Source organism: Janthinobacterium aestuarii (assembly GCF_051380835.1).
GTDB classification, from domain to species: domain Bacteria; phylum Pseudomonadota; class Gammaproteobacteria; order Burkholderiales; family Burkholderiaceae_D; genus Janthinobacterium; species Janthinobacterium aestuarii.
In genome coordinates this window covers 22,015-45,933 of record NZ_JBNYXU010000007.1, presented here as the reverse complement: position 1 = coordinate 45,933, position 23,919 = coordinate 22,015, and the positions used below count along the sequence as shown (strand labels likewise).

Below are 23,919 nucleotides of genomic sequence, written 5' to 3'. Positions count from 1 at the left end.
GCCCGACGCGGATGCATCAGGCCAGATCGTCTTGCTTACAGCTTGGCGCGCAGGCCCAAGTAGAAGGTACGGCCGTTGCTATAGAAAGCGCGTGGCTGATCCTTGTTTTCCGCGTACATCTTGATGGTCGTGTTCGTCAAGTTAAGCGCATCGAACGTGATCGTGAAGTGTTCGTTGATCTTGTAGTTGAGCGAACCGGCCAGGCCGCCCGCGCCGGCAACGTGCTGGCTGGCGCCACGGTCCACGCCCGCTTTGTAGGCCGAACGGTAGTTGTAGGCCAGGCGTGCGCTGAGGGCATTGGCTTCGTAGAAGGCCGTCAGGTTATACGTGCTGCGCGATGCATTGACCAGTTCATCACCATTGTCCAGCTTGCCGTCGGCATAGGTGTAGTTGGCCAGGATGCCGAAGTCGCCGAACAGCGGTTGCTGGTAGCTGAATTCTGCGCCCTTGTTCTTGCCGCTGGTGTTGAATGGCGACGTGATCTGGTACACGGCATTGGCATTGCGCTTGCTGTTGAAGTAGGTAGCGTTGACGGTACCATTCGACACGACCGATTTCAAGTCCATGTAGAACAGGCCCACCGAGAAGGCCGACTTCGGTGCGAAATACCATTCGGCGCTGACTTCGGCGTTATCCGACTTCACCGGGTTCAGGTTGACGTTGCCGCCGCTGCCGCTGAGTGCATCGTCGTTCAGCGATACCGAACCACCGAGCGCGCTGTAGTCAGGACGGGCGATGGTGCGGGCAATGGCGCCGCGGACGACCAGGTCATTGCGCACATCGAACTTGATGTTGGCGCTAGGCAGGTAGTCGTTGTAGCTACGCTCGTACAGGTGCTGCGAGTACGCACCCCAGTCGGAGCCGGTGATCGGGCCGCCGGCCTGGTTGACCAGCGTCGACTGCTTGGTGTGGACGGCGCGCAGGCCGAAGTTACCGCTCCAGTTGTCGCCCGTCAGGTTGGCCATGGCATAGATTGCCGAGGTTTTTTCCTTCAGTTTGAATTCGTCGGTCCAGTTATGGCGACGCACGTAGTCAAACAGACGGTTGCCAGGAGCCGCGCCCCAGGCGCCCAGCGCCGAGCCGTCGTACTTGAAGTAGTTGCTCGACAGGTTGCCACCCAGATTCTTGGCGAAGTCGCTTGGGTACATGCTGCCATTCCATGCCGGGCCAGGGTTGCTGAAACCCAGGTCGCCCGGACGGGTCTCAAACGGATGCTCCGCATCGCGCTTGTGGTCGGTCAAGCGGCCACCGAACTTGACCGAATCCCAGATGCCGGACGACAGGCGCAGTTCCGCATCGATCTGGGCATATTTTTCCTGGTCAACGGAACGCGATTCGCCGCCGCCGGCCCATGCCGTCGAGCCAGGCTTGGTGGTGGTGCCGCCCGGATAGGAAACGCTGGCCGGGCTCAAGCCATTCAATTGATACACCATGCCGCCATCGACGTTGTTCTGGTAGTAGACATCGTCACGGTCATAGCCGACGCCGTGGGTCTTGCCCAGTTTACCGGTCAGTGTCAGATCCTTGGTGGCGCGGTACTTGAAGTTGAAATCGAGATAGTACGATTCGCCGCCAGCGTCAGGACGGTAGATATTATCGACTTCGCCCGAGTTCCTGGCGAAGGTGGCGCCCGTCAGCGTGCCATTCTTGACCGTGTAGTTGGTCGGCACCTGGCCGGTCGACACACCTTTGTCGTCCGTGCTGTTGATCGAGTTGGCAGGCGCAGCCAGCCAGTTGGTGTTTTGATGCGGCGCCTTCAATTGCGAGTAGAAGCCGTTCACATCCAGGGTCAAGTCCTTGCTGGGCTTGAATTCGATGTCGAATGCGCCGCCTTCGCGAGTTTTCTTTTGCTCGAACAGGCTGGCGCCGATAAAGGTCGGCACTTTCACGCCGGCCAGTTCAGGATGGGCCTTGGCCGCGTTGCTGCCTGCGGCGATCGGCGTGTAGCCGAGGATTTCCTGGCCATCGCGGCGCACGGTCGATTTTTGCGAAAAACCCTGCACCATGATGCCCAGGGTATTCGTGTCATTCTTCCAGTTCACCAGGCCGGAGAACTGCGGGTCGGTCTTGCCGGCCAGGTCATTGTGGAAAGCCTGGATCGAGCCTTCTGCCGTGATCCGGTTCTTGAATTCCAGCGGACGGCGGGTGATCACGTCGATCACCCCCGAGACGCCGCCTTCAGGCAGGTCCGCCGTGGCGCTCTTGTGCACGACCACGGAGCTCACCAGCTCCGATGGAAGCAGGGAAAAGCTGCTGCTGCGGCCGACGTTGCCGCCGAACTGGTTCAGCACGAACCAGTCGCCCGTGCTGATGGCGTGGCCGTTAAACAAGGTTTGCTGGAAGCTGGGGCTGGTGCCGCGCAGGCTGACGCGGTCGTTTTCGCCGAAGCCGCCTTCGCCACCGGCAGACGATTGGGTATTCACACCTGGCAGGCGCTGGATCGCGTCAGCCACGTTACGGTCTGGCATCTTGCCGATATCTTCGGCGGTGACCACTTCCACCACGGAATCCGCATTACGTTTTTGCTTCAGCGACTTTTCCAGCGAGGCACGCACGCCGGTCACCGTCACCACGGTGGCCACGTCTTCGGCGGGCGCTTCCTGCGCCTGCGCCGAAAAGGACAGACCGGCGACCATCACGGCAACGGCCGCAGCGATCGGCGTACGGCTACGCGAACCGGATTTCACGACGGCAGCTGCAGGTGTCAAATTGCGTTTCATGTACTCCCCCTTGATTTAGGCTCCAGGATTGGAACCTTTTCATTTTTAACGTAGGTCTTCTTTCCAGCCCGCCCACTCTCGCGGCATGCTGCAGACCCTTCGGCACAACCACTTACAAAACCAATTCAACGCCAATATACTACTATCCAATACCAGAACACTACCAGTTGCAACTTTTTTTTTATAACGTTGTTTGAATCACACAGACCACTTTATCCAAATCAATCTGTAGCCCGTATGGGCGCGTTAAATACCAGCGGGACCATGCATAAATTGCCGGCCTGATAATTCAAATTGGTTTTATAACGGCCTTTTTTGGTATTATCCAGCGACACAAAACAGATACAGAGCGCGTCTGCAACGCGCCGTAACGGAGACCCTCAGCGTATGACAACCCTGGCTCACATCATGCAAGGCCTGGGGCAGACGAGTAGCCTGCCCCTGTACCAGCAACTGCAGCGCGCGCTGCGCGAAGCGATCGACAAGCGCATCCTCGGCCCCGACGAAGCCCTGCCGGCCGAACGCCAGCTGGCCAGCGACCTGGCCGTTTCGCGCATCACCGTGCGCAAGGCCATCGATGGCCTCGTTAACGAGGGCTTGCTGGTGCGCCGCCCCGGCTCGGGCAATTTCATCAATACGCGCATCGAGAAAAACTTCGCCAAGCTGACCTCGTTTTCCGAGGACATGCGCGCGCGCGGACGCACGCCGCGCAGCGTGTGGCTCAAGCGCGCAGAGGGAACCGTGACGCCGGAAGAGGCCTTGCGCCTGCGGCTGTCGCCGGGCGCGCCCGTGTACCGCTTCCACCGCATCCGCTATGCGGACGAGGTGCCGATGTGCCTGGAGTACGCGACCATCGTCGCCAGTTGCCTGCCGGCGCTCGACGCCGTCGACGTATCGATGTACGACGCGCTGGAACAGGCGGGCAACCGGCCCGTGCGCGCCTTGCAGCGCCTCAGCGCGCTTTTATTGACGGGGGAACAGGCCAGCCTGCTGCAGGCGGAGGAAGGCGACGCGGGCTTGTCGGTGGAAAGGCTGGGCTTTTTGCGCGATGGCCGCGCCGTGGAATTTTGCCGCTCCTACTTCCGCGGCGATATGTATGACTTCGTGGCTGAATTAAGTACCAATTAATACCGGATGCCTGAATTTCTCAATACCAGATAAAACCACTTATTGCAGTGCAATATATAGGCCGGCATCGCGCCTATATATGCACGGCAATAGGGACATAATCAGCGGCGATTATGTGGCTGTCTGCGGAAAATATAAAAGAAAGCCGCGCAATGCGGTTTTGCGCATTGCAGCAAAACGTGGCGTTCCCCGTCAGGAAGCGGGCATGGCACGGCGGCCCACGCACAGCAAAATCACGCCCAGCGCCACGCACATCCAGCCGAATAGCGGCCCCAGCCATCCGGCCCAGGTGGAAACGGACGGGTGCGACGGCAGCGGCGCGAGCAAGGTGCTGCCCGGCATGGCGCTGCTGGCGCGCTCCGCCAGCACGCGTCCATACGCATCGCTGACCGTCAGCACGCCCTCGCGTGCCGCGCGCAGCACGGCATAACCATTTTCCACGCCGCGCACCACCGTCATGCGCGCCCCCATCCAGGCGTCGAGCTGGAAGTCCCAGGCCGGCACCAGCATCGTTTGCGCCCCGGCCGCGCCATACGCGTGCCCCAGGAGCGTGAAATGCATGTCCTTGCAGATGGCCAGGCCCATGGCCTGCCCCGCCACCGGCTGCACGGCATACGCGCTGCCGGCAAGAAACTCGCGCTCGGGCGGCGCCAGATGATGCTTTTGGTAGTTGACAGGCGCGGCGCCATCGGGCGCGAACAGCCAGGCCAGGTTGCGCCGGCCGGCAGCGTCCTGCACGCCGACACCCACGGTGATCCACACGCCAGTGCTGCGCGCCAGCGCCTGGAAACGCTGCCGCACGGCGTCCGCGTGCGCGGGCGCCAGCACGGCTATCTTTTCCGGCAACAGCACCAGCCGGGCGCCCTGCCCGGCCAATTGCTCGATATGGCGCGCGTACTGGTCCCAGATGGCTTGCGTGCGCGCCGGCGGCGTGGCCGGGCCGATAAAGTCATCGATGGCCACCAGCCCCGCCAGCGGCCCGCCAGATGCCGGGGCACCGTGCACGCGCCAGGCGCCACCGGCAAACGCGGCCGCCAGCAGCAACACGGTCACGCCCGCCGCTGGCGCATACGCGCGGCCTCCCGCCAGCAGCAAGGCCAGCGCGGAGGGCGCCAGGCACAATAAAAACAGCAGGCCAGGCACGCCCGCCAGGGCCGTCACCTGCAGCACGGCAAGGTTATCCGCTTGCGAATACGCGAGGCTGCCCCAGTTACCATCCGGCAGCAAGGCCGCCATCAGCGTATCGATGGCCACCCACAGCACGGGATACGCCAGCACCGTCCAGCTTGCCCGATAGCGCAGCACGAGGCGCCGCGTGGCCAGCACCACCAGCAGCCACAGCAGCGCCTTGACGGTGATCGCGGCCAGCACGGCCGGCAAGGGCATCAGCAGGTGGAAATAAGTAAAGTTCGATGACAATCCCAGCATGGCGGCCAGCAACGTCATCCAGGCCGCATCGCGGCGCGACGAACGCAGGGCCAGCCACAGGACGGGCAGCGGCGCGCACCAGGCCAGCGGGCCCAGCGGCTGCGGCCCCAGCACCCAGTACAGGGGCAGGCCGGCCGCCAGCGCGGCGGCAATTTGCAACAGGCGCGGGCGCAGCGCGGCGCCAGCGGCGAACAGGGCCGGCGCAAACAAGGTATTGAGCATGCTCATGCTTTCAAGGGGAGCCAGATTTCCACGCCACCAACACCGCTGGCGGGATCGAATTGCCGGTCGTAGCGTTCGAAGTCGGGCGCGTCGGCCACTTCCAGCCCCGACTGGGGCAGCCACTCGTTCCACACCGTGCGCCAGGTGGCGCGGATGGTGGAAATATGCCCGCGGTGATGAAACACGGCATAGCGCTGCGGGGCGATGCGCAGCCGCGTCCAGCCATCGGGGGCCTGGGAAAAGTCACTGACCGGCATGGCGCACAGGTAATCGAAATTGCCCGCGTCGTCATTGTTGCAGCACACGCCATACACCAGCCGGCCGGGCGCCGCATGGGGCAGGAAGCGCTGCCACAGGGCGGGGATGCCGGCAGCCGTTTCTGCGCGATAGCGTTCGACGAGTCCCGCCACCAGCAAGGCGGGGCCCTGCTCGAAACGGGGCGCTTCCAAGGGCACACCTGGCGCCACATCCATTTTGATGGCGTCCACCAGCGCGAGGTTGGCGACGTGGCGCTGGGCCCGCACCTTTTCCGGCGTGACATGGAACTGGTCGCGAAAGGCGCGCGTAAATGCTTCATGGGAACTGTAGCCTGCTTCCAGGGCGACGGCGAGGATGTCTTGCGCGCCTTGGGCCAGCGCGTGCGCCGCCTCGCTGAGCCGGCGCGCCCGCACATAGCGCATCACGGAGTGGCCCGTGGCCAGGCCAAACGCACGCGTCAGGTGGTACGGCGAGGCGCCGCCCACGCGGGCGATGTCACCGAGCGAGAGATTCTGCGCATAATGCGATTCGATATACCAGAGTGCCTTGGCCAAATAATGCATGAACGCTTCCCGTTGAACGAGCAGCGACTGTAGCATTTTCAAGTAACGAGGATTTGATTGGAATTGCGCAATACGGACTTATTTACGCATGCGCTTTTCATGTACGAGCTGGCCGCTGCTGATGCGCGCCAGCTCGGCCATCTCTTCGGCCAGGAAGGCGAGCAGGTCGTCGATGCTGACGACGCCGGAGGGCGCGCCCAGGCTGTTGACCACAGGCAGGCGGCGGATGCCGTTGATGCGCATGCGTTCGATGATGTCGTAGACGTCTTCGTCTTCGCTGGCCGTGAGCAGCTGTGCGCTCATGATGTCGCCCACCAGCAGGCTGGCCGGGTCGAGGCCCAGAGCGATGACGGAAATGACGATGTCGCGGTCGGTGAGGATGCCGATGGGCACGCGTTCGCCGTTTGGCTGTTCGGCCACGATCAGGTCGCCCACGTGGTGCTGGCGCATCAGCAGCGCCGCGTCCTGCACGCTGGTGTCACGCTGGCAATGGATGGTGTGCAGGGTACAGATGTCGCCGATACGCATGTCGCCACTCCGTTTGAGGCAGAGTGTCCACGCTACGCCAGCCCGCCGTGGCGGGTTTGAGGCACATCAATTGAAACGATCTTACTTTTCTTCGGGGGGCGGCAGGAAGCAGGCTTCGACAATTTGCAGGTCGTTATCCTTGGCAAATTCGCGCACGAAGTGAAACGCCATCGGCTCGATCTCGCGCAGCTTGGTGTTGACCACCACCGACTTGACGCCATTGACGACGGTCGGGCGCACGTAGGGCGAATACTGGAGGTGCGCATTGCGCCCGCCGCCTTCGGGATTGAAACAGGACATCACTCCACAAAGGCGCTCGGCCCAATCGCTGGGTCGGAATTGCTTGCCATTGCTGGTGAGACCAAGGATGAAGAACTCGTCTGAGAGTTCCCCTGTTTTTTGAGATAACTCGGCCATGTGGCTTGTCGGGACTGGATTGCGTGAATGGCCCCGGCGGGTAGGCCGGGCTGGTAATTCAACTACGTTTGCTGCGGTAAGCCAGTATTATATCTTATAGAAGACTTGGGTTCCACCTCGATCTGCCCTGACGATGCAAACAGGGGCCGGCACGCATCACGCGCCAGCCCCTATTTTAACCTTGTTCCACGCGCCAGGCGCATGGATGGCGCGTGTGCGCCCGCGTCAGCCGAGGAAAACGGCGCCCGACATCAGCAACAGCAGCAGCATCCACAGCAGCAAGGCGCGCCAGACGAGGCCGACCGTGCTCTGCAAGGCGCGTGCACCCGGCTCTTCGCCTGGCAGGATATCGCTTTCGCTGTCGCTGTCATCGACGGCCATGTCCGGCGTGACGAGCACGCGGGCCGCCGTTTCCGCTGGCGTGCCCAGGCGTACGCCCATGGCGCCGCCGCCTGCCGTCAGGATAATGCCGATGGCCTCGTCCTGCCAGCGCTGGGCGAAATTGCGCCAGGCATAGATGGCATCCTCGAAATTGCCGACCACGGCAAACGCCACGGCCGTCAGGCGCACGGGGATCCAGTCGATCCAGTAAAAGGCGCGCGCGGCGAACTGGCCGAACGCTTCATTGCGCATGTGCTCGGGCTCGTTCCAGGCACGCGCCAGGTATTCGGCCACGCGGTACATCACGGCGCAGGCAGGGCCCAGCGGCATGAGGAACCAGAAGAACACGCCAAACACGTTGCGGTGCGTGGTGACCAGGGCTTTTTCCACCGCGATGCGGGCGATTTCGCTCGCTTCCATGCCCACCGTGTCGAGCTTGGTCCACTCGGCCAGCAAGGTGCGCGCGGTCGCTTCGTCGCCGGCGCTCAGGGCCAGCTGGATGGACGTAAAGTAATGGCTGTAGTGACGGAAGCCCAGGGTCAGGTAGACGATGAGGACATTCCAGGCAAAGGCCAGCAGGGTCAGCTGATAATGCTGCAAGAGCCAGTAAATGCCTGCCGTCGGCACCATCAGCACGCCGATCATGAGGAACCAACCCATGCGGCCGTGGTTGGCGTGGCCGGCATTGAACCAGGTCTCCATGCGCATTGCCAGGCTCTTGATTTCGGCGTAGATCGGATTGTCCGCGCGCAAAGGTTTGAGCTGCTCGATCAGCAATGCGCAAAGTATGGAGAGAAATGTCATCAAACGTCCTTTTTGTCTTTTTCAGCAATACCGCAATGCCCGCTACGATAGCGCAGTGCAGTGCTGGAATCAAACTTATTACGTGCGGGACGCCATTTTACGCGCGCAAGAGGTGAAACAGATTGCGCAGCATGCCGGCGGTGGCACCCCAGATGTAGAAGCGCTCGTACGGCATGGCGTAAAACGAGCGCCGTCCACCGGGCAATTCCACGGACAGGCGCTGATGGTTGAGGCCATCCATGAGGAAAGCCAGCGGCACTTCGAAGATTTCCGCCACTTCCGACGGGTCGGCGCGCAGCTCGAACGGCGGCGTCACCAGGCCCACCACGGGCGTGACCTGGTAGCCGGTGCCCGTCAGGTAGTCGGGCAGGCAACCGAGCACTTCGATGTGCTCGCGCGCCAGGCCCACTTCTTCTTCCGTTTCGCGCAGGGCCGTGGCGATGGGCGACGCATCGAAGGCTTCGCTGCGCCCGCCGGGAAAGCTGACCTGCCCCGCATGGCTGCTCAGGTGGTCCGTGCGCATGGTGAGCAAGATGGTCAAGCCTTGCGGGCGTTGCACGAGGGGAATCAGTACGGCGGCGCGCACGGGCACGGCGCGGGCGGAAAGGAAATCCTGGGTAATCTCGGGCTGCCAGTCGGGCTGTTCTGCCAGGCGCTGGCGCAGCCAGTCCGGCGTCAGGCGCACGGCGTCCAGCGCCGCCTCGCCAGCGATCGAATCGATGGCAAGTTGTTTGGGATCAAATGCGATGGTGGCCATGGCAGCTTGCCTCAATAGCAATTCAGAATAAAAAAAGGGGCACCAATACGGCACCCCTTTTCCCAACGCAGACGCTGATATTACGCGCTTGCTTTCGCCACAACGCGGCGATTTGGCAATTTTTCTTTGATACGCGCCGATTTACCCGAACGCTCACGCAGATAGTACAGCTTGGCGCGGCGAACATCACCACGGCGTTTCACTTCGATCGAAGCGATCAGCGGCGAGTACAGTTGGAACGTACGCTCAACGCCTTCGCCGGACGAGATCTTGCGAACGATGAAGTTCGAGTTCAGGCCACGGTTACGACGGGAGATAACGACGCCTTCGTAAGCCTGGGCGCGCTTGCGCGTACCTTCGACTACGTTGACGCTGACGATAACGGTATCGCCTGGTGCGAATTCAGGAATGGTTTTACCCAGACGAGCAATTTCTTCCTGCTCTAATTGTTGAATCAAGTCCATTTTTAACACTCCGAAAACCATCATGCCGGCGCACTGTGGATAGCAAGTATCCGCCCGGTAGAGGATGGGTAACACAATATGGGCAACATGCCCGGCACTACTGGCCACCCTGCCGGCCGTCCGGAGACGGCTTACAGGCTGGCCAAGAATTTTTCGTCGGTCTTGCTGAGCAAGCCGGCGGCGCGTGCACTGACCAGCAGGTCAGGCCGCTTTGTCGCAGTCGCTTCCAGCATGCGCTGGCGGCGCCATTTGACGATCTCGGCATGATTGCCACCCATCAAGACGGGCGGCACGGCCATGCCTTCATATGTTTCCGGCCGCGTGTAGTGCGGCGAATCGAGCAAGCCATTGACGAAGCTGTCCTCGATGGCCGATGCCTCGGTGTTCAAGACACCCGGCAACAAACGGATCACCGCATCCATCAGCGCCATGGCAGGCAATTCACCGCCCGACAAAACGAAGTCGCCGACGCTGATTTCCTCGTCGACGCAACGGTCCAGCAAACGCTGGTCCACGGCTTCATAGCGGCCACACAGGATCACCAAACCAGGTTCGGCTTTCAGCTGCGTGACGCGCTCGTGCGTCAGCGGACGGCCTTGCGGCGACATGAATACCACGCGGGGCGCCGCCAGTCCGAATGCGGTCTGGCGTTGCTTCGCGGCAGTAATTGTCGCTTCGAGGGGACGGGCCATCATCACCATGCCGGGGCCGCCGCCATACGGGCGGTCATCCACGGTACGGTGATTGTCGGTCGTGAAATCACGGGGATTCCACAGCGACAAGCCACATTTCCCCTGCTCGAAGGCGCGCCGGGTCACACCCGACTGCGTCAGCGCGGCAAACATTTCCGGGAACAGGGTCACGACATCAAATTGCATCGCTCACCATCCTGAAAACATTGCCCGGCGCAAAGTTAAGCGCAGGCGGTTTAATAATCGAGGCCCCAGTCGACCGTGATCTTGCTGGCGGCCTTGTCAACGTTAATGACAAACTGGCCAACAAACGGGATCAGGCGCTCAGGCGCCTTTTCAACGGTCTCATCGGCAGTGGCGACGGGCGTAACGCGCAAGATCGACTGCGGACCATTGCTCATCATGTCGTGCACTGTGCCGAGGCACTCGCCTTGCAAATTCTCGACTGTCAGTCCGATCAGATCGGACCAATAAAATTCATCGGCCGTCAGCGTAGGGAAATGGCTACGCGGAATTTGCACAGAGACGCCTTTCAGCGCTTCTGCGGCATCCCGCCCCACCACACCCACCAGCTGGGCCACGACGTCGCCGCCGTGTAACTTCGCTTGCCTGACTTGAACATCATGCAAGGTCGGTTTATCAAACCACCAGGTTTTGACGCTTAATAATGCATCCGCATCGTCGGAGAAAGGAGTGATCCTGACTCCGCCAGCAATGCCATAAGCACCGGAGACATAGCCTACCTGTACCAGGTCATCGGGGACTTTCACCCCGGATGCAGTCTTGACCGTCAAACCAGTGATCTAATTAAGCTGCTGCTTTGTTGTTGCTAGCTACCAGGCGAGCAACGGTTGGCGACAATTGTGCGCCAACGCCTTGCCAGTAGGCCAGACGGTCTGCGGTGATACGCAGTGGAACTTCGCCACCTTGCGCCATCGGGTTGTAAAAACCGATACGCTCAATGAAGCGACCATCGCGGCGATTGCGCGAATCAGTAGCGACGATGTTGAAGAACGGGCGCTTCTTGGCGCCTCCACGAGCTAAACGAATAACGACCATAATATTTCCAAAAAGTGTGCTGAGGCGGAAAAAGCCGCAAATTATAGCGCGCTTTACCGCCAGGCAGCAAGCGTTATGATGACGGGCGTGTAATTTGGGCTAATCAAACATTATGACCAGTCATGGCCGAAGACGCAATAGGCGCGTGCGTCTATCGTGCCGCCGATGCCACGTCCACGCGGCGCCGGCACGCGTCAGCATCGCCTGAACACGGCACGAAAGTGCTATCGTTGCGGCAGGGAATGACCGATACTGACAATCTTTACCGATGAGCAACTCTGGAGTCCCATGACCACCGCTACCATTTTGCAACAGTCGCACAAGAACAAGGCATTCACCAGCCTGCTGGCCTTTTTGCTGGGCTGCCTGGGCGCCCACCGCTTCTACCTGCACGGCGCCAAGGACCGCTGGGGCTGGCTACACCTGACCGCCCTGCCCGCCTCCCTGCTGCTGCGCCAACTGTTTCCCGATGCCGACTGGTTTTACCAGATATTGCCGCTGACCCTGTCCGCGCTGGGCGGCTTCCTGGAAGCGCTGGTGCTGGGTCTGATGCCGGACGACAAATGGGATGCGCGCTACAACGCCGCCTCAGGCCGCGCGTCGGACACGGGCTGGCCCCTGGCCGTCGTGCTGGTCGCTACCTTGATGCTAGGCGCGGGCGTGCTGATCGCCACCATGGCGCGCCTGTTCGACCTGCTGTACACAGGCGGCGCCTACGGTTAATTTCCATGTAGCAACCACCGCCATCAAGGCGCGCCGCACGCACATGTAAGTGTTGGTAAGCAATCATGATTTTCCTCTATACTGCATTCACAATGCCGACATTACTGGTTCATTTAACACCCCCTAGGAGAAGATCATGATTCGTCGCCCACTCATCCTCGCAGTCGCCATCACGGCCCTGTTCAGCACCTCCGCCTTCGCGCAAAACCTGTCGCCGAAGGCGCAATACGCGTACGACACGAAGCAAGCCAGCACCCGCTACGCGGACGACAAGAAATTGTGCGCAGAAGAAACCAGCTCGAAAGCCCGCATGCAATGCCTGCGCGACGCCAAGGGCGAATACGACCAGGCCATCATCAACGCCAAGGCCGCGCAAAAGGCCGGCAACTCGTACGCTGGCCAGAACAGCAAGCCTGCCCAGCAGATCTGCGCCGAGTGCGGCAAGGTGCTGGCAGTCAACGTCACTGAAAAAGCCGGCGAAGGCGGCGCCCTGGGCATGATTGGCGGCGGCGTGGCCGGCGCCCTGCTGGGCCGCCAGGTCGGCGGCGGACGCGGCAAGGACCTGGCCACCCTGGCCGGCGCCGCTGGCGGCGCGTATGCCGGCAAGCAAGTCGAAGGCCACATGAAGAACGCCAAGACGTGGACCGTCACCGTGCAATACGAGACGGGCGCCAAGGCTGACTTCGCGTTTGATCAGGATCCAGGGCTGGCTGCTGGCGACCTCGTGCGCAATTCGGGTAATGGCATTGCCAGAAGGTAAGCTGAACCCAAGAAAGGCCGGGGTCGTACCCTGAGGGTACGACCCCAGAATTTGCTTTTGGGGTTAAAAAAAGCGCTGGAGAGTGATCTCCAGCGCTTTTTTTCATTCAGTCTGCCTTCAGCAAACTGCTGGGGTCAGCCCCCTCGCCAACGCTAACATCAAAGCTCGGCGTTAGCGGACGAGGGGGGGGGGTCTGACCCCGGTTAAAACTGCTCTTCCGACAGCGCCATCACGCCGGCGCTGCCGTCGATGATGGTGGCGCGCAGTCCTGGCGCTTGCGACAAGATGTGGTCGGCAAAGAAGCGGGCCGTGGCGATTTTCGCCTTGTAGAACGCGGCGTCGCCGCTGCCTTCGCCCAGCTTTTGCTGCGCCACCACGGCCGCGCGCGCCATTTGCCAGCCGCCCAGCACGATCCCGGCCAGTTTCAGGTACGGCACGCTGCCTGCAAACACGGCCTTGATGTCCGTCTTCATGTTCGCCACGACGTATTCCACAACCGCTTCGAGGGCCGCGCTGCCTTCGGCCAGGTGACGCTGCATGGCCTGGAAGTCGGCGCCCGTCAGCTCGCCCAGCTGGGCTTCCGTGGCACGCACCTGGGCGATGATGGCTTTCGCCACGGCGCCGCCGTCGCGCACGGTCTTGCGGCCCACGAGGTCGTTCGCCTGGATGGCCGTCGTGCCTTCGTAGATGGTGAGAATCTTGGCATCGCGGTAATGCTGGGCGGCGCCCGTTTCTTCGATGAAACCCATGCCGCCATGCACTTGCACGCCATCGCGCGTGACGTCCTGCGACATTTCCGTGGCCCAGCCCTTGATGACAGGGACCAGGTATTCATACGTCGCCAGGCTTTCCGCGCGCACGTCCGCATCGGGATGGTGGTGCGCCACGTCGCTGATGGCCGCGCCCACATAGGCCAGCGCGCGCGCCGCCTCCGTTTGCGAACGCATGGACATCAGCATGCGGCGCACGTCCGGGTGGTGGATGATGGAAACCGGGCCACTGGATCCGGCCAGGTCGCGCGACTGCACGCGGTCCTTGGCGAATGCCACGGCCTGCTGGTAGGCGCGCTCGGCCAGGCCGATGCCTTGCAAGCCCACGCCGAAGCGGGCCGCGTTCATCATGATGAACATGTACTCGAGGCCGCGGTTTTCCTCGCCCACCAGGGTGCCGATAGCACCGCCGTGGTCGCCGAATTGCAGCACGGCCGTCGGGCTGGCCTTGATGCCCAGCTTGTGCTCGATGGAGACGCAGTGCGCGTCGTTGCGCGCCCCCAGGCTGCCGTCCGCATTGACGAGGAACTTCGGCACGATGAACAGCGAGATACCTTTTACGCCGGCGGGCGCGTCCGGCGTGCGGGCCAGCACCAGGTGGACGATGTTTTCCGCCATGTCGTGCTCGCCGTACGTGATGAAAATCTTCGTGCCGAACACTTTATAGGTGCCGTCTTCCTGCGGCACGGCGCGCGTGCGCACGGCGGCCAGGTCGGAGCCGGCTTGCGGCTCCGTCAGATTCATGGTGCCTGTCCACTTGCCCGACACCAGGTTTTCCAGGTAGACCGCCTTTTGCTCGTCGCTGCCGGCCGTCAGCAGCGCTTCGATGGCGCCGTCCGACAGCAAGGCAACGAGGGCGAACGAGATGCTGGCCGAGTTGAGCATTTCGATGCACGGCGTGGCCAGGAGCTTGGGCAAGCCCTGGCCGCCGAACTCGGTCGGATGCTGCACGCCCTGCCAGCCCGCTTCGCCATAGGCCTTGAACGCTTCCTTGAAGCCTTTCGAGGTCGTCACTTGCCCGTCGTGCCAGAAGCTCGGTTCCTTGTCGCTGGGGCCGTTCAAAGGGGCCACCACGCCGCCGCAGAACTTGGCGTTCTCTTCCAGCACGGCTTCGGCCGTGTCGGGCGTCGCGTCTTCGCAACCCGGTAAAGTGTGGATTTCGGCCAGGCCGGCCAGTTCGTTCATCACGAACAACATGTCTTTCAGCGGGGCTTGATAGCTCATCTTCTTTTCTCCAAGAAAAAAGCCACGCGCGGCTCGCCGTGTGGGGCGGGCCGGCGTGGCTTTGCAATATACAAAACCTGTGTGGGTTTAAATTAGCCCAGTTCTTTCACCAGTTGCGGCACGATCTCGAACAGATCGCCCACGATGCCGTAGTCGGCCACGGCAAAGATCGGCGCTTCCGGATCCTTGTTGATGGCGACGATGGTCTTCGAGTCCTTCATGCCGGCCAGATGCTGGATCGCGCCCGAGATACCGACGGCGATGTACAGCGATGGCGCGACGATCTTGCCCGTCTGGCCCACTTGCCAGTCGTTCGGCACGAAGCCGGCATCGACGGCGGCGCGCGAAGCACCCATGGCGGCGCCCAGCTTGTCGGCCAGCGGTTCCAGGATGTGGAAGTTTTCGGCCGAACCCATGCCACGGCCGCCCGACACGATGATTTTCGCGGCGGTCAGTTCAGGACGGTCGGACTTGGCCAGTTCGCGGCCCACGAAGGCCGATTTGCCGGCATCGGCAACGGCGGCGACGGTTTCGGTGGCAGCCGAACCGCCGGTGGCGGCGGCGGCGTCGAAACCGGTCGTGCGCACGGTGATGACCTTGATCTTGTCGCCAGATTGCACGGTGGCAATCGCGTTACCGGCGTAGATCGGGCGCTCGAAGGTGTCAGGGGAATCGACCTTGGTGATTTCCGAGATTTGCGCCACGTCCAGCTTGGCGGCCACGCGCGGCAGGATGTTCTTGCCGTAGGCGGTGGCTGGCGCCAGGATGTGGCTGTAGTTGCCGGCAATGGCCAGCACTTGCTCGGCCACGTTTTCGGCCAGGCCGTCGGCAAAGTATGGCGCGTCGGCCACGATGACTTTCGTCACGCCGGCGATTTGCGCGGCGGCAGCGGCAGCGGCCGATGCGTTCGAACCTGCGACCAGTACGTGCACGTCGCCGCCGCACTGGGCAGCCGCCGTCACGGTGTGGTGGGTGCTGCCCTTTAAGGTAGCGTTGTCGTGTTCAGCAATAACTAATGCGACCATGATTATTCCTAATAGTTAGCAAGTGCCGGGGTCAGACCCGCCGGGTCTGACCCCAGATTTTATGTTTTGGCGGCAAACCGCTCAGATAACCTTGGCTTCGGTACGCAGCTTGGCGACCAGGGTAGCGACGTCCGGGACCTTGATGCCGGCCGAGCGCTTGGCTGGCTCGACGACTTTCAGGGTCTTCAGGCGTGGCGCAACGTCGACGCCCAGGTCTTCCGGCTTGACGGTCTCGAGCGGCTTTTTCTTGGCCTTCATGATGTTCGGCAGGGTCACATAGCGTGGCTCGTTCAAACGCAGGTCGGTGGTGATGATCGCTGGCAAGGTCAATGCCAGGGTTTCCAGGCCGCCGTCGACTTCGCGGGTGACGGTGACTTTGCCGTCTTCCAGCACGACTTTCGAAGCGAACGTGGCTTGCGGCCAACCCAGCAGGGCTGCCAGCATCTGGCCGGTCTGGTTGCTGTCGTCATCGATCGCTTGCTTGCCCAGGATGATCAGTTGCGGCTGTTCTTTCTCGGCCAGGGATTTCACCAGCTTGGCCACGGCCAGCGGTTCCAGTTCGGTCGTCGTTTCCACCAGGATGCCGCGGTCGGCGCCGATGGCCATGGCCGTGCGCAGGGTTTCCTGGCACTGCGTCACGCCGCAGGAGATGGCGACCACTTCAGTGACCTTGCCGGCTTCTTTCAGGCGCATCGCTTCTTCCAGCGCGATCTCATCGAAAGGGTTCATCGACATTTTGACGTTGGCGGTATCGACGCCAGTGCCGTCACTCTTGACGCGGACTTTGACGTTATAGTCGACCACGCGTTTGACGGGTACCAAGACTTTCATAGCTATGCCTTTGGGAAATTATAAAAATGACGGATCAAGTGCTGATTGTGCGTTCGATTATAAGAGAAATTTGAATCTTGAACCGAATTTAAGCACGATCGTGCGATTTTTTGTTAGAGCAATCCATCTAAACTGTCCAGCTTCGGGGATTTCTGGGGTGTCCGCCGCTACGCTGCAGGGCAGCAAAAGGGCTGGCTCGGGAAGGAAAACCAGGCCGCGCCACGGCGGCCCCGGCTGGCAGAATTATTTGCGTTGCATCAGGAAGACGAATTCGGTACCCGTCTGCACATGCGACAGCAGGGCGTTGCCCGTTTGCTTGGCGAAAGCCTGGAAGTCGCGCACGGAACCGGGATCGGTTGCCATGATGCGCAGCACTTCCCCGCTCTGCAGCTCTGACAAAGCCTTTTTCGCCTTCAGAATCGGCAACGGGCAATTCAAGCCCCGCGCGTCGAGTTCTTTGTGAAATTCCATAATCTCGGTATCAAGTAGTGTGTCGCTCATCATCAATATCCCACCATTGTTTTGTTGTACTGATTTTCGACATACTACTCTAAATCAGGGGCATTGACGCGCTGCACCAAAATAGTTCATCGGCTGTTGTGGTGTCACAACGAGATTCCACACGGCAAAACGGCCCGCAAACACCGTCTGCGGGCCGTTTTCAAGGGGCTGTGGGGCGAAAACCCCGCATGCCTGCTAGCTTACGCTTTATTTCACGCGCTCGCCGACCCAGGCCGGCACGCCAGCCAGGGCGTTCGCCAGACCGCTCGGATCGGTACCGCCAGCCTGCGCCATATCGGGGCGTCCGCCGCCTTTTCCGCCCACTTGCTGTGCAACGAAGTTCACCAGCTCGCCCGCTTTGACCTTGGAAGTCGCGTCCGCCGTCACGCCGGCGATCAGGCTGACCTTGCCGTCCGCCACGCTGGCCAGCACGATGGCGGCCGTTTTCAGCTTGTCCTTCAGCTTGTCCATGGTTTCGCGCAAACGGGCCACGTCGGCGCCGTCCAGCACGGCCGCCAGCACCTTGATGCCATTGACGTCGACGGCTTGCGTGACCAGTTCATCGCCCTGGCCCGAAGCCAGTTTCGATTTCAGCGCGGCCAGTTCCTTCTCCAGCGCCTTCACGTGGTCCTGCACCTGGCCGATGCGGGCAGTCAGCTCTTCCGGCTGCGCCTTCAGGGCATTGGCCGCTTCGACCAGGCGGCGGTTGATGGTTTGCACCAGCGCCAGCGCGCCCTCGCCCGTCACGGCTTCCACGCGGCGGATACCGGCGGCAACGCCGCTTTCGCCGATGATCTTGAACAGGCCGATATCGCCCGTGCGCTGCACGTGGACGCCGCCGCACAGCTCTTTCGAGCTGCCGATGTCGAGCACGCGCACTTCATCGCCGTATTTCTCGCCGAACAGGGCCATCGCGCCATGCTTGACGGCATCGTCAAACGACATCAAGTGGGCTTGCGTGGCACGATTTTCCAGGATCTCTTTATTGACGATGGTTTCCACGGCGGCGATCTGTTCCGCCGTCATCGGCGCATTGTGGCTGAAGTCGAAACGGGTTTTGTCCGGATCGACCAGCGAACCCTTTTGCGCCACGTGGCCGCCCAGCACTTCGCGCAAGGCCTTGTGCATCAAGTGCGTGGCCGAGTGGTTGCGGATGGTGCGCGCGCGCTTGGCCGTATCGACTTGCGCCGAGACGGCGTCGCCCACCTTCAGCACGCCCGATTCGAGCACGCCGTGGTGGCCGAACACGTCAGCCTGGATTTTCAGGGTATCGCTGACGGCAAAGCTGCCCGCGCCCGTGGCGATCACGCCCTGGTCGCCCACCTGGCCGCCCGATTCCGCGTAGAACGGCGTCGTGTCGAGCACGACGATGCCTTCCTGGCCCGCTTTCAGTTCAGCTACCTGCGTGCCGGCCGCATACAGCGCGACGACCTTGCCGCTGAACGTCAATTGATCGTAGCCGACGAATTTGTTTTTCTCGCCCGTGTACTCGACCTTGCTGTCCTTGTGCGTCTTGCCGCCCTTGCGCGACAGTTCCTGGCTTTCCTTCAGGGCCGCGTCGTAGCCGGCCTGGTCGAACGTGATATTGCGTTCGCGGCAGATGTCGGCCGTCAGGTCCGGCGGGAAGCCGTAGGTTTCGTACAAGGTAAAAGCGGTGGCGCCGTCGATGCCCGTGGCATCCTTGGCCAGCTGCGCTTCCAGCACTTTCATGCCCGTTTCCAGGGTTTCGCCGAAACGCTCTTCCTCGGCTTTGAGCATGTTGGCGACGTTGTCTTTCGCTTCTTCCAGCTCGGGATAGGCGCCGCCCATCTCGATGGCCAGATCCGCCACCAGCTTGTAGAAGAACGGTTTCGTCTGGCCCAGCTTGTGGCCATGGCGCAAGGCGCGGCGGATGATGCGGCGCAGAACATACGCGCGGCCTTCGCTGCCCGGGATGATGCCGTCGACGATCATGAAGGCGGCGGCGCGGATGTGGTCGGCGATCACGCGCAGCGACTTGTTTTCCAGGTCCGTGGCGCCCGTTTCGCGCGCGGCGGCGCGGATCAAATGCTGGAACAGGTCGATTTCATAGTTCGAATGCACGTGCTGCAGCACGGCGGCCAGGCGCTCCATGCCCATGCCCGTGTCGACGCAAGGCTTCGGCAGCTTGTGCATGACACCCGCTTCGTCGCGGTTGAACTGCATGAACACGAGGTTCCAGATTTCAATGAAGCGGTCGCCGTCTTCGTCAGGCGAGCCCGGCGGGCCGCCAGGAATGTCGGCGCCATGGTCGTAGAAGATTTCCGTGCAAGGACCGCATGGGCCCGTGTCCGCCATCTGCCAGAAATTGTCCGAGGCGTAGCGCGAACCCTTGTTGTCGCCGATGCGGATGATGCGCTCGACAGGCACGCCGATTTCTTTCGCCCAGATATCGTAGGCCTCGTCATCTTCGATGTAGACGGTGACGGTCAGCTTGTCAGCCGGCAAGCCATAGACTTTGGTCAGCAGTTCCCACGCGTATTGAATCGCGTCGCGCTTGAAATAGTCGCCGAAGCTGAAGTTGCCCAGCATTTCAAAGAAAGTATGGTGGCGCGCCGTGTAGCCGACGTTTTCCAGATCGTTGTGCTTGCCGCCGGCGCGCACGCAGCGCTGCACCGAGGTGGCGCGCGTGTAGGGACGGCTGTCCGTGCCCGTAAACACATCCTTGAATTGCACCATGCCGCTGTTCGTCAACAGCAAGGTCGGATCGTTGCCTGGCACCAGGGAGCTGGAACGGACGATGGAATGGCCCTTGGACTCGAAAAATTTGAGGAACTTGTCGCGGATTTCAGTTGATTTCATGTTTTTTTGGCAAAGAGTGGCGGCAGCTTTAAAGGGAAGATTATACGTGATCTAGGTACGGGAATTGGCGCCGGGCAGGCAGCATTGTTGCAAGCCTGCCCACGCATGCCGCCCCGCCCGCTCAGGCCGGGTCGTGGTGGCTGGCGCAGGCGTGTGGCGCGGGCTTGGCCTTGGCGGCCGCGGCCCCCTTGGCACCCGCGGCGGCATTGCAGTCGGCGCAGCGGCCGTACAGGGTCAGTTCGTGGCGCTCGACGACAAAGCCTTGCGGCGCCATGCGCTTCAAGTCGCCCGGGCAATCATGGACGTCGAACACGCGCTGGCACGTGGTGCACTGGAAATGGTGGTGATGGTGATTCGCCGCCGTGTTCGACTCGTAGCGCGGGTTTTCGCCCGGCAAGGTCACCACGTGCACCTTTTCTTCCAGCACCAGGGACTTCAAGTTGCGGTAAACGGTGGCGATGCCCAGCTGCGTCACTTGCAAGCTGGCCTGTTCGAGGATTTCCTGCGCCGACAAGGGGCGCTGGGCCGACTCGATGGCGGCTTGAATAGCGGTTTTTTGACGTGTTGTGCGTTCCATAGCCGACAGAATACACCATCCACCTGTATCTACTGTCCGGAAAAACTGTCACACGATAATGATAATGGGTTATCATTATCAACTTAGGGCAGGCATTTACCTGTCACGCGCTGCCCCAACCCTGCCAATACCGATAGCGAATAAGGAACTTTTGCCCATGTCCGTCCGTCCTCACCAACCCACACCCCTCGCGCTGGCCATCATGCTGGCCTTTGCCGCTCCCGCCAGCGCACTGGCGCAGCAGGCGACAACCTTGCCCGCCGTCACCGTCTCGGCCAGCGCCCTGGCCTTGGGCAGCGACGACATGAGCACGCCCGTTACCGTACTCGAAGGCGAGGAACTGGTGCGCGCCCGCGAAGCGACCCTCGGCGAAACCCTGGCCGGCCAGCCCGGCATCACGTCCAGCCATTTCGGCGCCGGCGCCAGCCGTCCCATCATCCGCGGCATGGATGGCCCGCGCGTCAAGGTGCTGTCCGATGGCGCCGAAGTGCAGGATGCGTCGACCATCAGCCCCGACCATGCCGTCGCGGCCGAGCCGATGCTGTCGGAACAGATTGAAGTCTTGCGCGGCCCATCCGCGCTGGCCTACGGCGGCGGTGCCGTCGGCGGTGTCGTCAATGTGATCGACAAGAAAATCCCCACGCGCGTGCCGGCGAAAGGTTTTGAAGGCAGTTCGGAAGTGCGCGCCAACTCGGCCGCGCGCGAAAAGGCGGGCGCCTTTGAAGTGACCGGCGGCTCCGGCAACATCGCCTTCCACGCGGAAGGCGTCAAGCGCGATGCGAAAGAATACAAGGTCGGCAGCGGCTGGGAAGGCGGCTCGAAAGTAGGCGGCAGCTACAACAAGACGGACACGGGCAGCGTGGGCGTGTCGTGGGTGGGCGAGCGGGGCTTCCTGGGCCTGGCCTTCACCAGCCAGCACGCGGAATATGGCTTGCCCGGCCACAACCACGAATTCGAAAGCTGCCACCCGCACGGCACGCACCTGCATTGCGGCGGCCACGAAGGCCACGACCACGGTGATGAAGAGGAACATGACCACGACCATGAAGATGGTGCCGTTCCCTACGTAAAACTGAAGAGCGAACGCTGGGACGTGCGCGGCGAATTGCGCGATCCCGTGCCCGGCTTCGCCAAGCTGCGCCTGCGCGCTTCGTTCACCGACTACAAGCACGATGAAATCGAAGGCACGGAAATCGCCACCACCTTCAAGAACAAGGGCCACGATGCGCGCCTGGAAATGGAGCACCATCCCGTCTTCGGCTGGCGCGGCGTGGTCGGCCTGCAAACGTCGAAGCGCGATTTCTCCGCCCTGGGCGAAGAAGCGTACGTGGCGCCGACAGTAACGAAGAAACACGCGGCCTTCCTGGTCGAGGAATACAAGCTCGACCAATGGCGCTTCGAAGCAGGCTTGCGCCACGAATGGCAAGACATCACGGTCGACAGCGCCACCTTGCAAGACCGCAGCGCCAAGGGCACCTCGGTCTCCCTGGGCGCCGTGTGGAAATTTGCGCCCCAGTATTCGCTCGGTTCGACCATTTCCCGCACGCACCGTTTGCCCAGCGCCGAGGAACTGTATGCGCACGGCGTGCACATGGCCACGGCCACGTATGAACTGGGCAATGAAAACCTGGGCAAGGAAACGTCGAACAATATCGACTTGACCTTGCGCAAATATGCGGGCGCCACGACGTTCTCGGCCAGCGCCTACCGCAACAAGGTCGATAACTACATCTTCGGCTCCACCCTGGACAACCACGAAGGCTTCCAGCTGATCCAGTACGCCCAGCGCGACGCCACGTTTACGGGCGTGGAAGGGCAGATCCGCCAGCAGCTGAACCCCATGGTCGGCGCCAGCGTGTTCGGCGACTACGTACGGGCCAAGCTGGCCGACGGCGGCGCGGGTGACAACAATAACCTGCCGCGCATCCCGGCCCAGCGTTTGGGCGTGAAGTTCGACGCCAACTGGCAGGCATGGAGCGGCGTGGCCGAGTTCTACCGCGTGGGCAAGCAGGATAAAGTGGCCGCGTTCGAAACGGCAACACCGGGCTACAACATGCTGAACCTCTCCGCCAACTACGACACGCGCATCGGCACGACGCCAGCCCAGTTCTACATCAAGGCGAACAACCTGACGAATGAACTGGCGTACAGCCACACTTCGTTCATCAAGAATGCGGCGCCGTTGATGGGGCGAAATGTGACCGTCGGCATGCGCGTAACTTTCTAAGTTGTTTGAAACGTAGGTCGGCTTAGCGCGCAAGCGCGTAAGCCGACAACACCAGCGGCGCCAACAATGTTGTCGGATTACGGCGCTGCGCGCCTAATCCGACCTACGCCATGGATGGAATAATATCTATCCTGTCCGTGCAAAACCCATCCACGCCCCAGGCCAGCAATTCGCTGGCCCGTTCGGGCGTGTTGACGGTGTAGCAGAACAGCCCGTATCCCGCCTCCTTGACCTCTCGCGCCAGTTCCGGCGTCAGTGGCTGGTGGTCGCAATGGATAGCCACGACGTCCAGTTCCTTCGCCTTTTTCGCCCAATCAGAAGGTATTTCTTCGACCAGCCAGCCGCGCGCCAGTTCCGGCGCCGCCTGGCGCGCCGCTTCCAGCGCGTCGATGCTGAACGACGACAGCAGCGGCAGCAATTCGCCAGCGGCGATTTCCTCTGCAAAGTAGTCGCGCGTGGCGCGCGCCACCACCATCCCTGTCTGGGCGTCGAAACCGGGCGCCGGCTTGATTTCGATATTCATCCAGATGCGCTGCGCCTTGCAATACGCCACCACGGCCTCGAATGTGGGCACGCCTTCGCCCGCGAATGCGGCGCCAAACCAGGCGCCCGCCTCCATCGTCCCCAGCTGCGCGGCCGTGTAATTGTTGATGTGCCCGCTGCCGGCCACGGTGCGGCCCAGCTCGGGGTCGTGCACGACGACGGGCACGCCGTCGGACGCCAGCATGACGTCGAATTCCACGGCGCGGTAGCCGTAGGCCAGGCCGCAGCGCAGGGCGGCCAGGGTGTTTTCAGGCGCCAGGGTGCCGCCGCCGCGGTGCGCCAAGGTGCGTGGGTAAGGCCACATGGTGTTCCTTTATCATGAGGAGGTTGTCGGTCAAGACGTCTTGCCATCATCGCGTGCAAGCGCCACCATGTAAAGGACGCGATCAGGCGATTGGCGCCGTCTGCTCCCAGTTTCGTCGCATCGGCGTTGCGCCCGCATGCAGAGCCGCCCATAATTGCCGCATTGCCAACCCGAACGTCCTCCCGAAAGCAGT

Annotated in this window: 22 protein-coding genes; 4 read left to right on the top strand and 18 right to left on the bottom strand. The window is 61.8% G+C overall.

The window, feature by feature from the left end:
- Positions 1 to 35 precede the first annotated feature (35 nt).
- Positions 36 to 2,720 carry a TonB-dependent receptor gene (locus ACQ4WO_RS18725; protein ID WP_436482738.1) on the bottom strand — a complete coding sequence of 895 codons (2,685 nt, stop codon included), beginning with the start codon at positions 2,718 to 2,720 and terminating at the stop codon, positions 36 to 38.
- 387 nt (positions 2,721 to 3,107) lie between these two features.
- On the opposite strand from ACQ4WO_RS18725, the gene ACQ4WO_RS18720 reads away from it, so the two are divergent.
- Positions 3,108 to 3,848 (top strand): GntR family transcriptional regulator, encoded by a 741-nt coding sequence (locus ACQ4WO_RS18720; protein ID WP_034759852.1) that lies wholly within the window; start codon positions 3,108 to 3,110, stop codon positions 3,846 to 3,848.
- Between the two features lie 192 nt (positions 3,849 to 4,040).
- On the opposite strand, the gene ACQ4WO_RS18715 is transcribed toward ACQ4WO_RS18720, so the two are convergent.
- The 10 genes from ACQ4WO_RS18715 to rpsP all read right to left on the bottom strand — a co-directional run bounded on the left by ACQ4WO_RS18715 (position 4,041) and on the right by rpsP (position 11,421).
- Positions 4,041 to 5,504 (bottom strand): nitrilase-related carbon-nitrogen hydrolase, encoded by a 1,464-nt coding sequence (locus tag ACQ4WO_RS18715; RefSeq protein WP_436482737.1) that lies wholly within the window; start codon positions 5,502 to 5,504, stop codon positions 4,041 to 4,043.
- Positions 5,501 to 6,319, bottom strand: a complete 819-nt coding sequence (locus tag ACQ4WO_RS18710; protein ID WP_436482736.1) for an AraC family transcriptional regulator — start codon at positions 6,317 to 6,319, stop codon at positions 5,501 to 5,503. The genes ACQ4WO_RS18715 and ACQ4WO_RS18710 overlap by 4 nt, the downstream gene beginning before the upstream one ends.
- A 78-nt stretch (positions 6,320 to 6,397) precedes the next feature.
- Positions 6,398 to 6,847 (bottom strand): CBS domain-containing protein, encoded by a 450-nt coding sequence (locus ACQ4WO_RS18705; protein WP_436482735.1) that lies wholly within the window; start codon positions 6,845 to 6,847, stop codon positions 6,398 to 6,400.
- 81 nt (positions 6,848 to 6,928) lie between these two features.
- Positions 6,929 to 7,264: a DUF3579 domain-containing protein gene (locus ACQ4WO_RS18700; RefSeq protein ID WP_029496213.1), complete on the bottom strand. Its 336-nt coding sequence runs from the start codon at positions 7,262 to 7,264 to the stop codon at positions 6,929 to 6,931.
- 225 nt (positions 7,265 to 7,489) lie between these two features.
- A complete protein-coding gene (locus ACQ4WO_RS18695) occupies positions 7,490 to 8,449 on the bottom strand; it encodes a CobD/CbiB family protein (protein ID WP_034759859.1) in 960 nt (319 codons plus the stop codon).
- Positions 8,450 to 8,546: 97 nt separating this feature from the next.
- Positions 8,547 to 9,206, bottom strand: coding sequence for a CoA pyrophosphatase (locus tag ACQ4WO_RS18690; RefSeq protein WP_034759862.1), 660 nt, complete (start codon positions 9,204 to 9,206; stop codon positions 8,547 to 8,549).
- A gap of 80 nt (positions 9,207 to 9,286) precedes the next feature.
- Positions 9,287 to 9,670 (bottom strand): 50S ribosomal protein L19, encoded by a 384-nt coding sequence (gene rplS, locus ACQ4WO_RS18685; RefSeq protein WP_010395528.1) that lies wholly within the window; start codon positions 9,668 to 9,670, stop codon positions 9,287 to 9,289.
- Between the two features lie 131 nt (positions 9,671 to 9,801).
- The gene (gene trmD / locus ACQ4WO_RS18680; protein WP_436482734.1) at positions 9,802 to 10,548 is read right to left on the bottom strand and encodes a tRNA (guanosine(37)-N1)-methyltransferase TrmD; all 747 of its coding nucleotides are present in this window, start codon (positions 10,546 to 10,548) and stop codon (positions 9,802 to 9,804) included.
- A gap of 50 nt (positions 10,549 to 10,598) precedes the next feature.
- Complete coding sequence (gene rimM / locus ACQ4WO_RS18675) at positions 10,599 to 11,156, bottom strand: ribosome maturation factor RimM (RefSeq protein ID WP_034759867.1); 558 nt, start codon at positions 11,154 to 11,156, stop codon at positions 10,599 to 10,601.
- 13 nt (positions 11,157 to 11,169) lie between these two features.
- Positions 11,170 to 11,421 (bottom strand): 30S ribosomal protein S16, encoded by a 252-nt coding sequence (rpsP, locus tag ACQ4WO_RS18670; RefSeq protein WP_010395524.1) that lies wholly within the window; start codon positions 11,419 to 11,421, stop codon positions 11,170 to 11,172.
- A 288-nt stretch (positions 11,422 to 11,709) separates the two neighbouring features.
- On the opposite strand from rpsP, the gene ACQ4WO_RS18665 reads away from it, so the two are divergent.
- The gene (locus tag ACQ4WO_RS18665; protein ID WP_436482733.1) at positions 11,710 to 12,144 is read left to right on the top strand and encodes an NINE protein; all 435 of its coding nucleotides are present in this window, start codon (positions 11,710 to 11,712) and stop codon (positions 12,142 to 12,144) included.
- 136 nt (positions 12,145 to 12,280) lie between these two features.
- Positions 12,281 to 12,904 carry a glycine zipper 2TM domain-containing protein gene (locus ACQ4WO_RS18660; protein ID WP_034759873.1) on the top strand — a complete coding sequence of 208 codons (624 nt, stop codon included), beginning with the start codon at positions 12,281 to 12,283 and terminating at the stop codon, positions 12,902 to 12,904.
- A gap of 203 nt (positions 12,905 to 13,107) precedes the next feature.
- Here the strand turns inward: ACQ4WO_RS18660 and ACQ4WO_RS18655 are convergent, their stop codons facing one another.
- The 6 genes from ACQ4WO_RS18655 to ACQ4WO_RS18630 all read right to left on the bottom strand — a co-directional run bounded on the left by ACQ4WO_RS18655 (position 13,108) and on the right by ACQ4WO_RS18630 (position 20,652).
- The gene (locus tag ACQ4WO_RS18655) at positions 13,108 to 14,898 is read right to left on the bottom strand and encodes an acyl-CoA dehydrogenase (RefSeq protein ID WP_436482732.1); all 1,791 of its coding nucleotides are present in this window, start codon (positions 14,896 to 14,898) and stop codon (positions 13,108 to 13,110) included.
- Between the two features lie 92 nt (positions 14,899 to 14,990).
- Positions 14,991 to 15,923 (bottom strand): electron transfer flavoprotein subunit alpha/FixB family protein, encoded by a 933-nt coding sequence (locus ACQ4WO_RS18650; protein ID WP_034759881.1) that lies wholly within the window; start codon positions 15,921 to 15,923, stop codon positions 14,991 to 14,993.
- An 81-nt stretch (positions 15,924 to 16,004) separates the two neighbouring features.
- Positions 16,005 to 16,754, bottom strand: a complete 750-nt coding sequence (locus ACQ4WO_RS18645; protein ID WP_034759884.1) for an electron transfer flavoprotein subunit beta/FixA family protein — start codon at positions 16,752 to 16,754, stop codon at positions 16,005 to 16,007.
- A gap of 243 nt (positions 16,755 to 16,997) precedes the next feature.
- Positions 16,998 to 17,225, bottom strand: a complete 228-nt coding sequence (locus ACQ4WO_RS18640) for a sulfurtransferase TusA family protein (protein ID WP_010395510.1) — start codon at positions 17,223 to 17,225, stop codon at positions 16,998 to 17,000.
- A gap of 237 nt (positions 17,226 to 17,462) precedes the next feature.
- Positions 17,463 to 20,075, bottom strand: a complete 2,613-nt coding sequence (alaS, locus tag ACQ4WO_RS18635; RefSeq protein ID WP_436482731.1) for an alanine--tRNA ligase — start codon at positions 20,073 to 20,075, stop codon at positions 17,463 to 17,465.
- A gap of 121 nt (positions 20,076 to 20,196) precedes the next feature.
- Positions 20,197 to 20,652 carry a Fur family transcriptional regulator gene (locus ACQ4WO_RS18630; RefSeq protein ID WP_436482729.1) on the bottom strand — a complete coding sequence of 152 codons (456 nt, stop codon included), beginning with the start codon at positions 20,650 to 20,652 and terminating at the stop codon, positions 20,197 to 20,199.
- Between the two features lie 157 nt (positions 20,653 to 20,809).
- Between ACQ4WO_RS18630 and ACQ4WO_RS18625 the strand changes: the two genes are divergently transcribed.
- Positions 20,810 to 22,879 (top strand): TonB-dependent receptor domain-containing protein, encoded by a 2,070-nt coding sequence (locus ACQ4WO_RS18625; RefSeq protein WP_436482728.1) that lies wholly within the window; start codon positions 20,810 to 20,812, stop codon positions 22,877 to 22,879.
- A 103-nt stretch (positions 22,880 to 22,982) separates the two neighbouring features.
- Here ACQ4WO_RS18625 and ugpQ read toward each other — a convergent pair whose 3' ends face one another.
- The gene (gene ugpQ, locus ACQ4WO_RS18620) at positions 22,983 to 23,726 is read right to left on the bottom strand and encodes a glycerophosphodiester phosphodiesterase (protein WP_436482727.1); all 744 of its coding nucleotides are present in this window, start codon (positions 23,724 to 23,726) and stop codon (positions 22,983 to 22,985) included.
- Positions 23,727 to 23,919: the final 193 nt, after the last annotated feature.

Bases quoted from the DNA above. Each gene is read 5' to 3' on its own strand.
- ACQ4WO_RS18640 (WP_010395510.1), bottom strand. From the start codon at position 17,225: ATGGAATTTCACAAAGAACTCGACGCGCGGGGCTTGAATTGCCCGTTG.
- ACQ4WO_RS18710 (WP_436482736.1), bottom strand. From the start codon at position 6,319: ATGCATTATTTGGCCAAGGCACTCTGGTATATCGAATCGCATTATGCG.
- ACQ4WO_RS18645 (WP_034759884.1), bottom strand. From the start codon at position 16,754: ATGAAAGTCTTGGTACCCGTCAAACGCGTGGTCGACTATAACGTCAAA.
- ACQ4WO_RS18700 (WP_029496213.1), bottom strand. From the start codon at position 7,264: ATGGCCGAGTTATCTCAAAAAACAGGGGAACTCTCAGACGAGTTCTTC.
- rplS (WP_010395528.1), bottom strand. From the start codon at position 9,670: ATGGACTTGATTCAACAATTAGAGCAGGAAGAAATTGCTCGTCTGGGT.
- ACQ4WO_RS18725 (WP_436482738.1), bottom strand. From the start codon at position 2,720: ATGAAACGCAATTTGACACCTGCAGCTGCCGTCGTGAAATCCGGTTCG.
- ACQ4WO_RS18650 (WP_034759881.1), bottom strand. From the start codon at position 15,923: ATGGTCGCATTAGTTATTGCTGAACACGACAACGCTACCTTAAAGGGC.
- ACQ4WO_RS18625 (WP_436482728.1), top strand. From the start codon at position 20,810: ATGTCCGTCCGTCCTCACCAACCCACACCCCTCGCGCTGGCCATCATG.
- ACQ4WO_RS18715 (WP_436482737.1), bottom strand. From the start codon at position 5,504: ATGAGCATGCTCAATACCTTGTTTGCGCCGGCCCTGTTCGCCGCTGGC.
- ugpQ (WP_436482727.1), bottom strand. From the start codon at position 23,726: ATGTGGCCTTACCCACGCACCTTGGCGCACCGCGGCGGCGGCACCCTG.
- trmD (WP_436482734.1), bottom strand. From the start codon at position 10,548: ATGCAATTTGATGTCGTGACCCTGTTCCCGGAAATGTTTGCCGCGCTG.
- ACQ4WO_RS18690 (WP_034759862.1), bottom strand. From the start codon at position 9,206: ATGGCCACCATCGCATTTGATCCCAAACAACTTGCCATCGATTCGATC.
- ACQ4WO_RS18665 (WP_436482733.1), top strand. From the start codon at position 11,710: ATGACCACCGCTACCATTTTGCAACAGTCGCACAAGAACAAGGCATTC.
- ACQ4WO_RS18655 (WP_436482732.1), bottom strand. From the start codon at position 14,898: ATGAGCTATCAAGCCCCGCTGAAAGACATGTTGTTCGTGATGAACGAA.
- ACQ4WO_RS18630 (WP_436482729.1), bottom strand. From the start codon at position 20,652: ATGGAACGCACAACACGTCAAAAAACCGCTATTCAAGCCGCCATCGAG.
- alaS (WP_436482731.1), bottom strand. From the start codon at position 20,075: ATGAAATCAACTGAAATCCGCGACAAGTTCCTCAAATTTTTCGAGTCC.
- ACQ4WO_RS18660 (WP_034759873.1), top strand. From the start codon at position 12,281: ATGATTCGTCGCCCACTCATCCTCGCAGTCGCCATCACGGCCCTGTTC.
- ACQ4WO_RS18695 (WP_034759859.1), bottom strand. From the start codon at position 8,449: ATGACATTTCTCTCCATACTTTGCGCATTGCTGATCGAGCAGCTCAAA.
- ACQ4WO_RS18720 (WP_034759852.1), top strand. From the start codon at position 3,108: ATGACAACCCTGGCTCACATCATGCAAGGCCTGGGGCAGACGAGTAGC.
- ACQ4WO_RS18705 (WP_436482735.1), bottom strand. From the start codon at position 6,847: ATGCGTATCGGCGACATCTGTACCCTGCACACCATCCATTGCCAGCGT.
- rpsP (WP_010395524.1), bottom strand. From the start codon at position 11,421: ATGGTCGTTATTCGTTTAGCTCGTGGAGGCGCCAAGAAGCGCCCGTTC.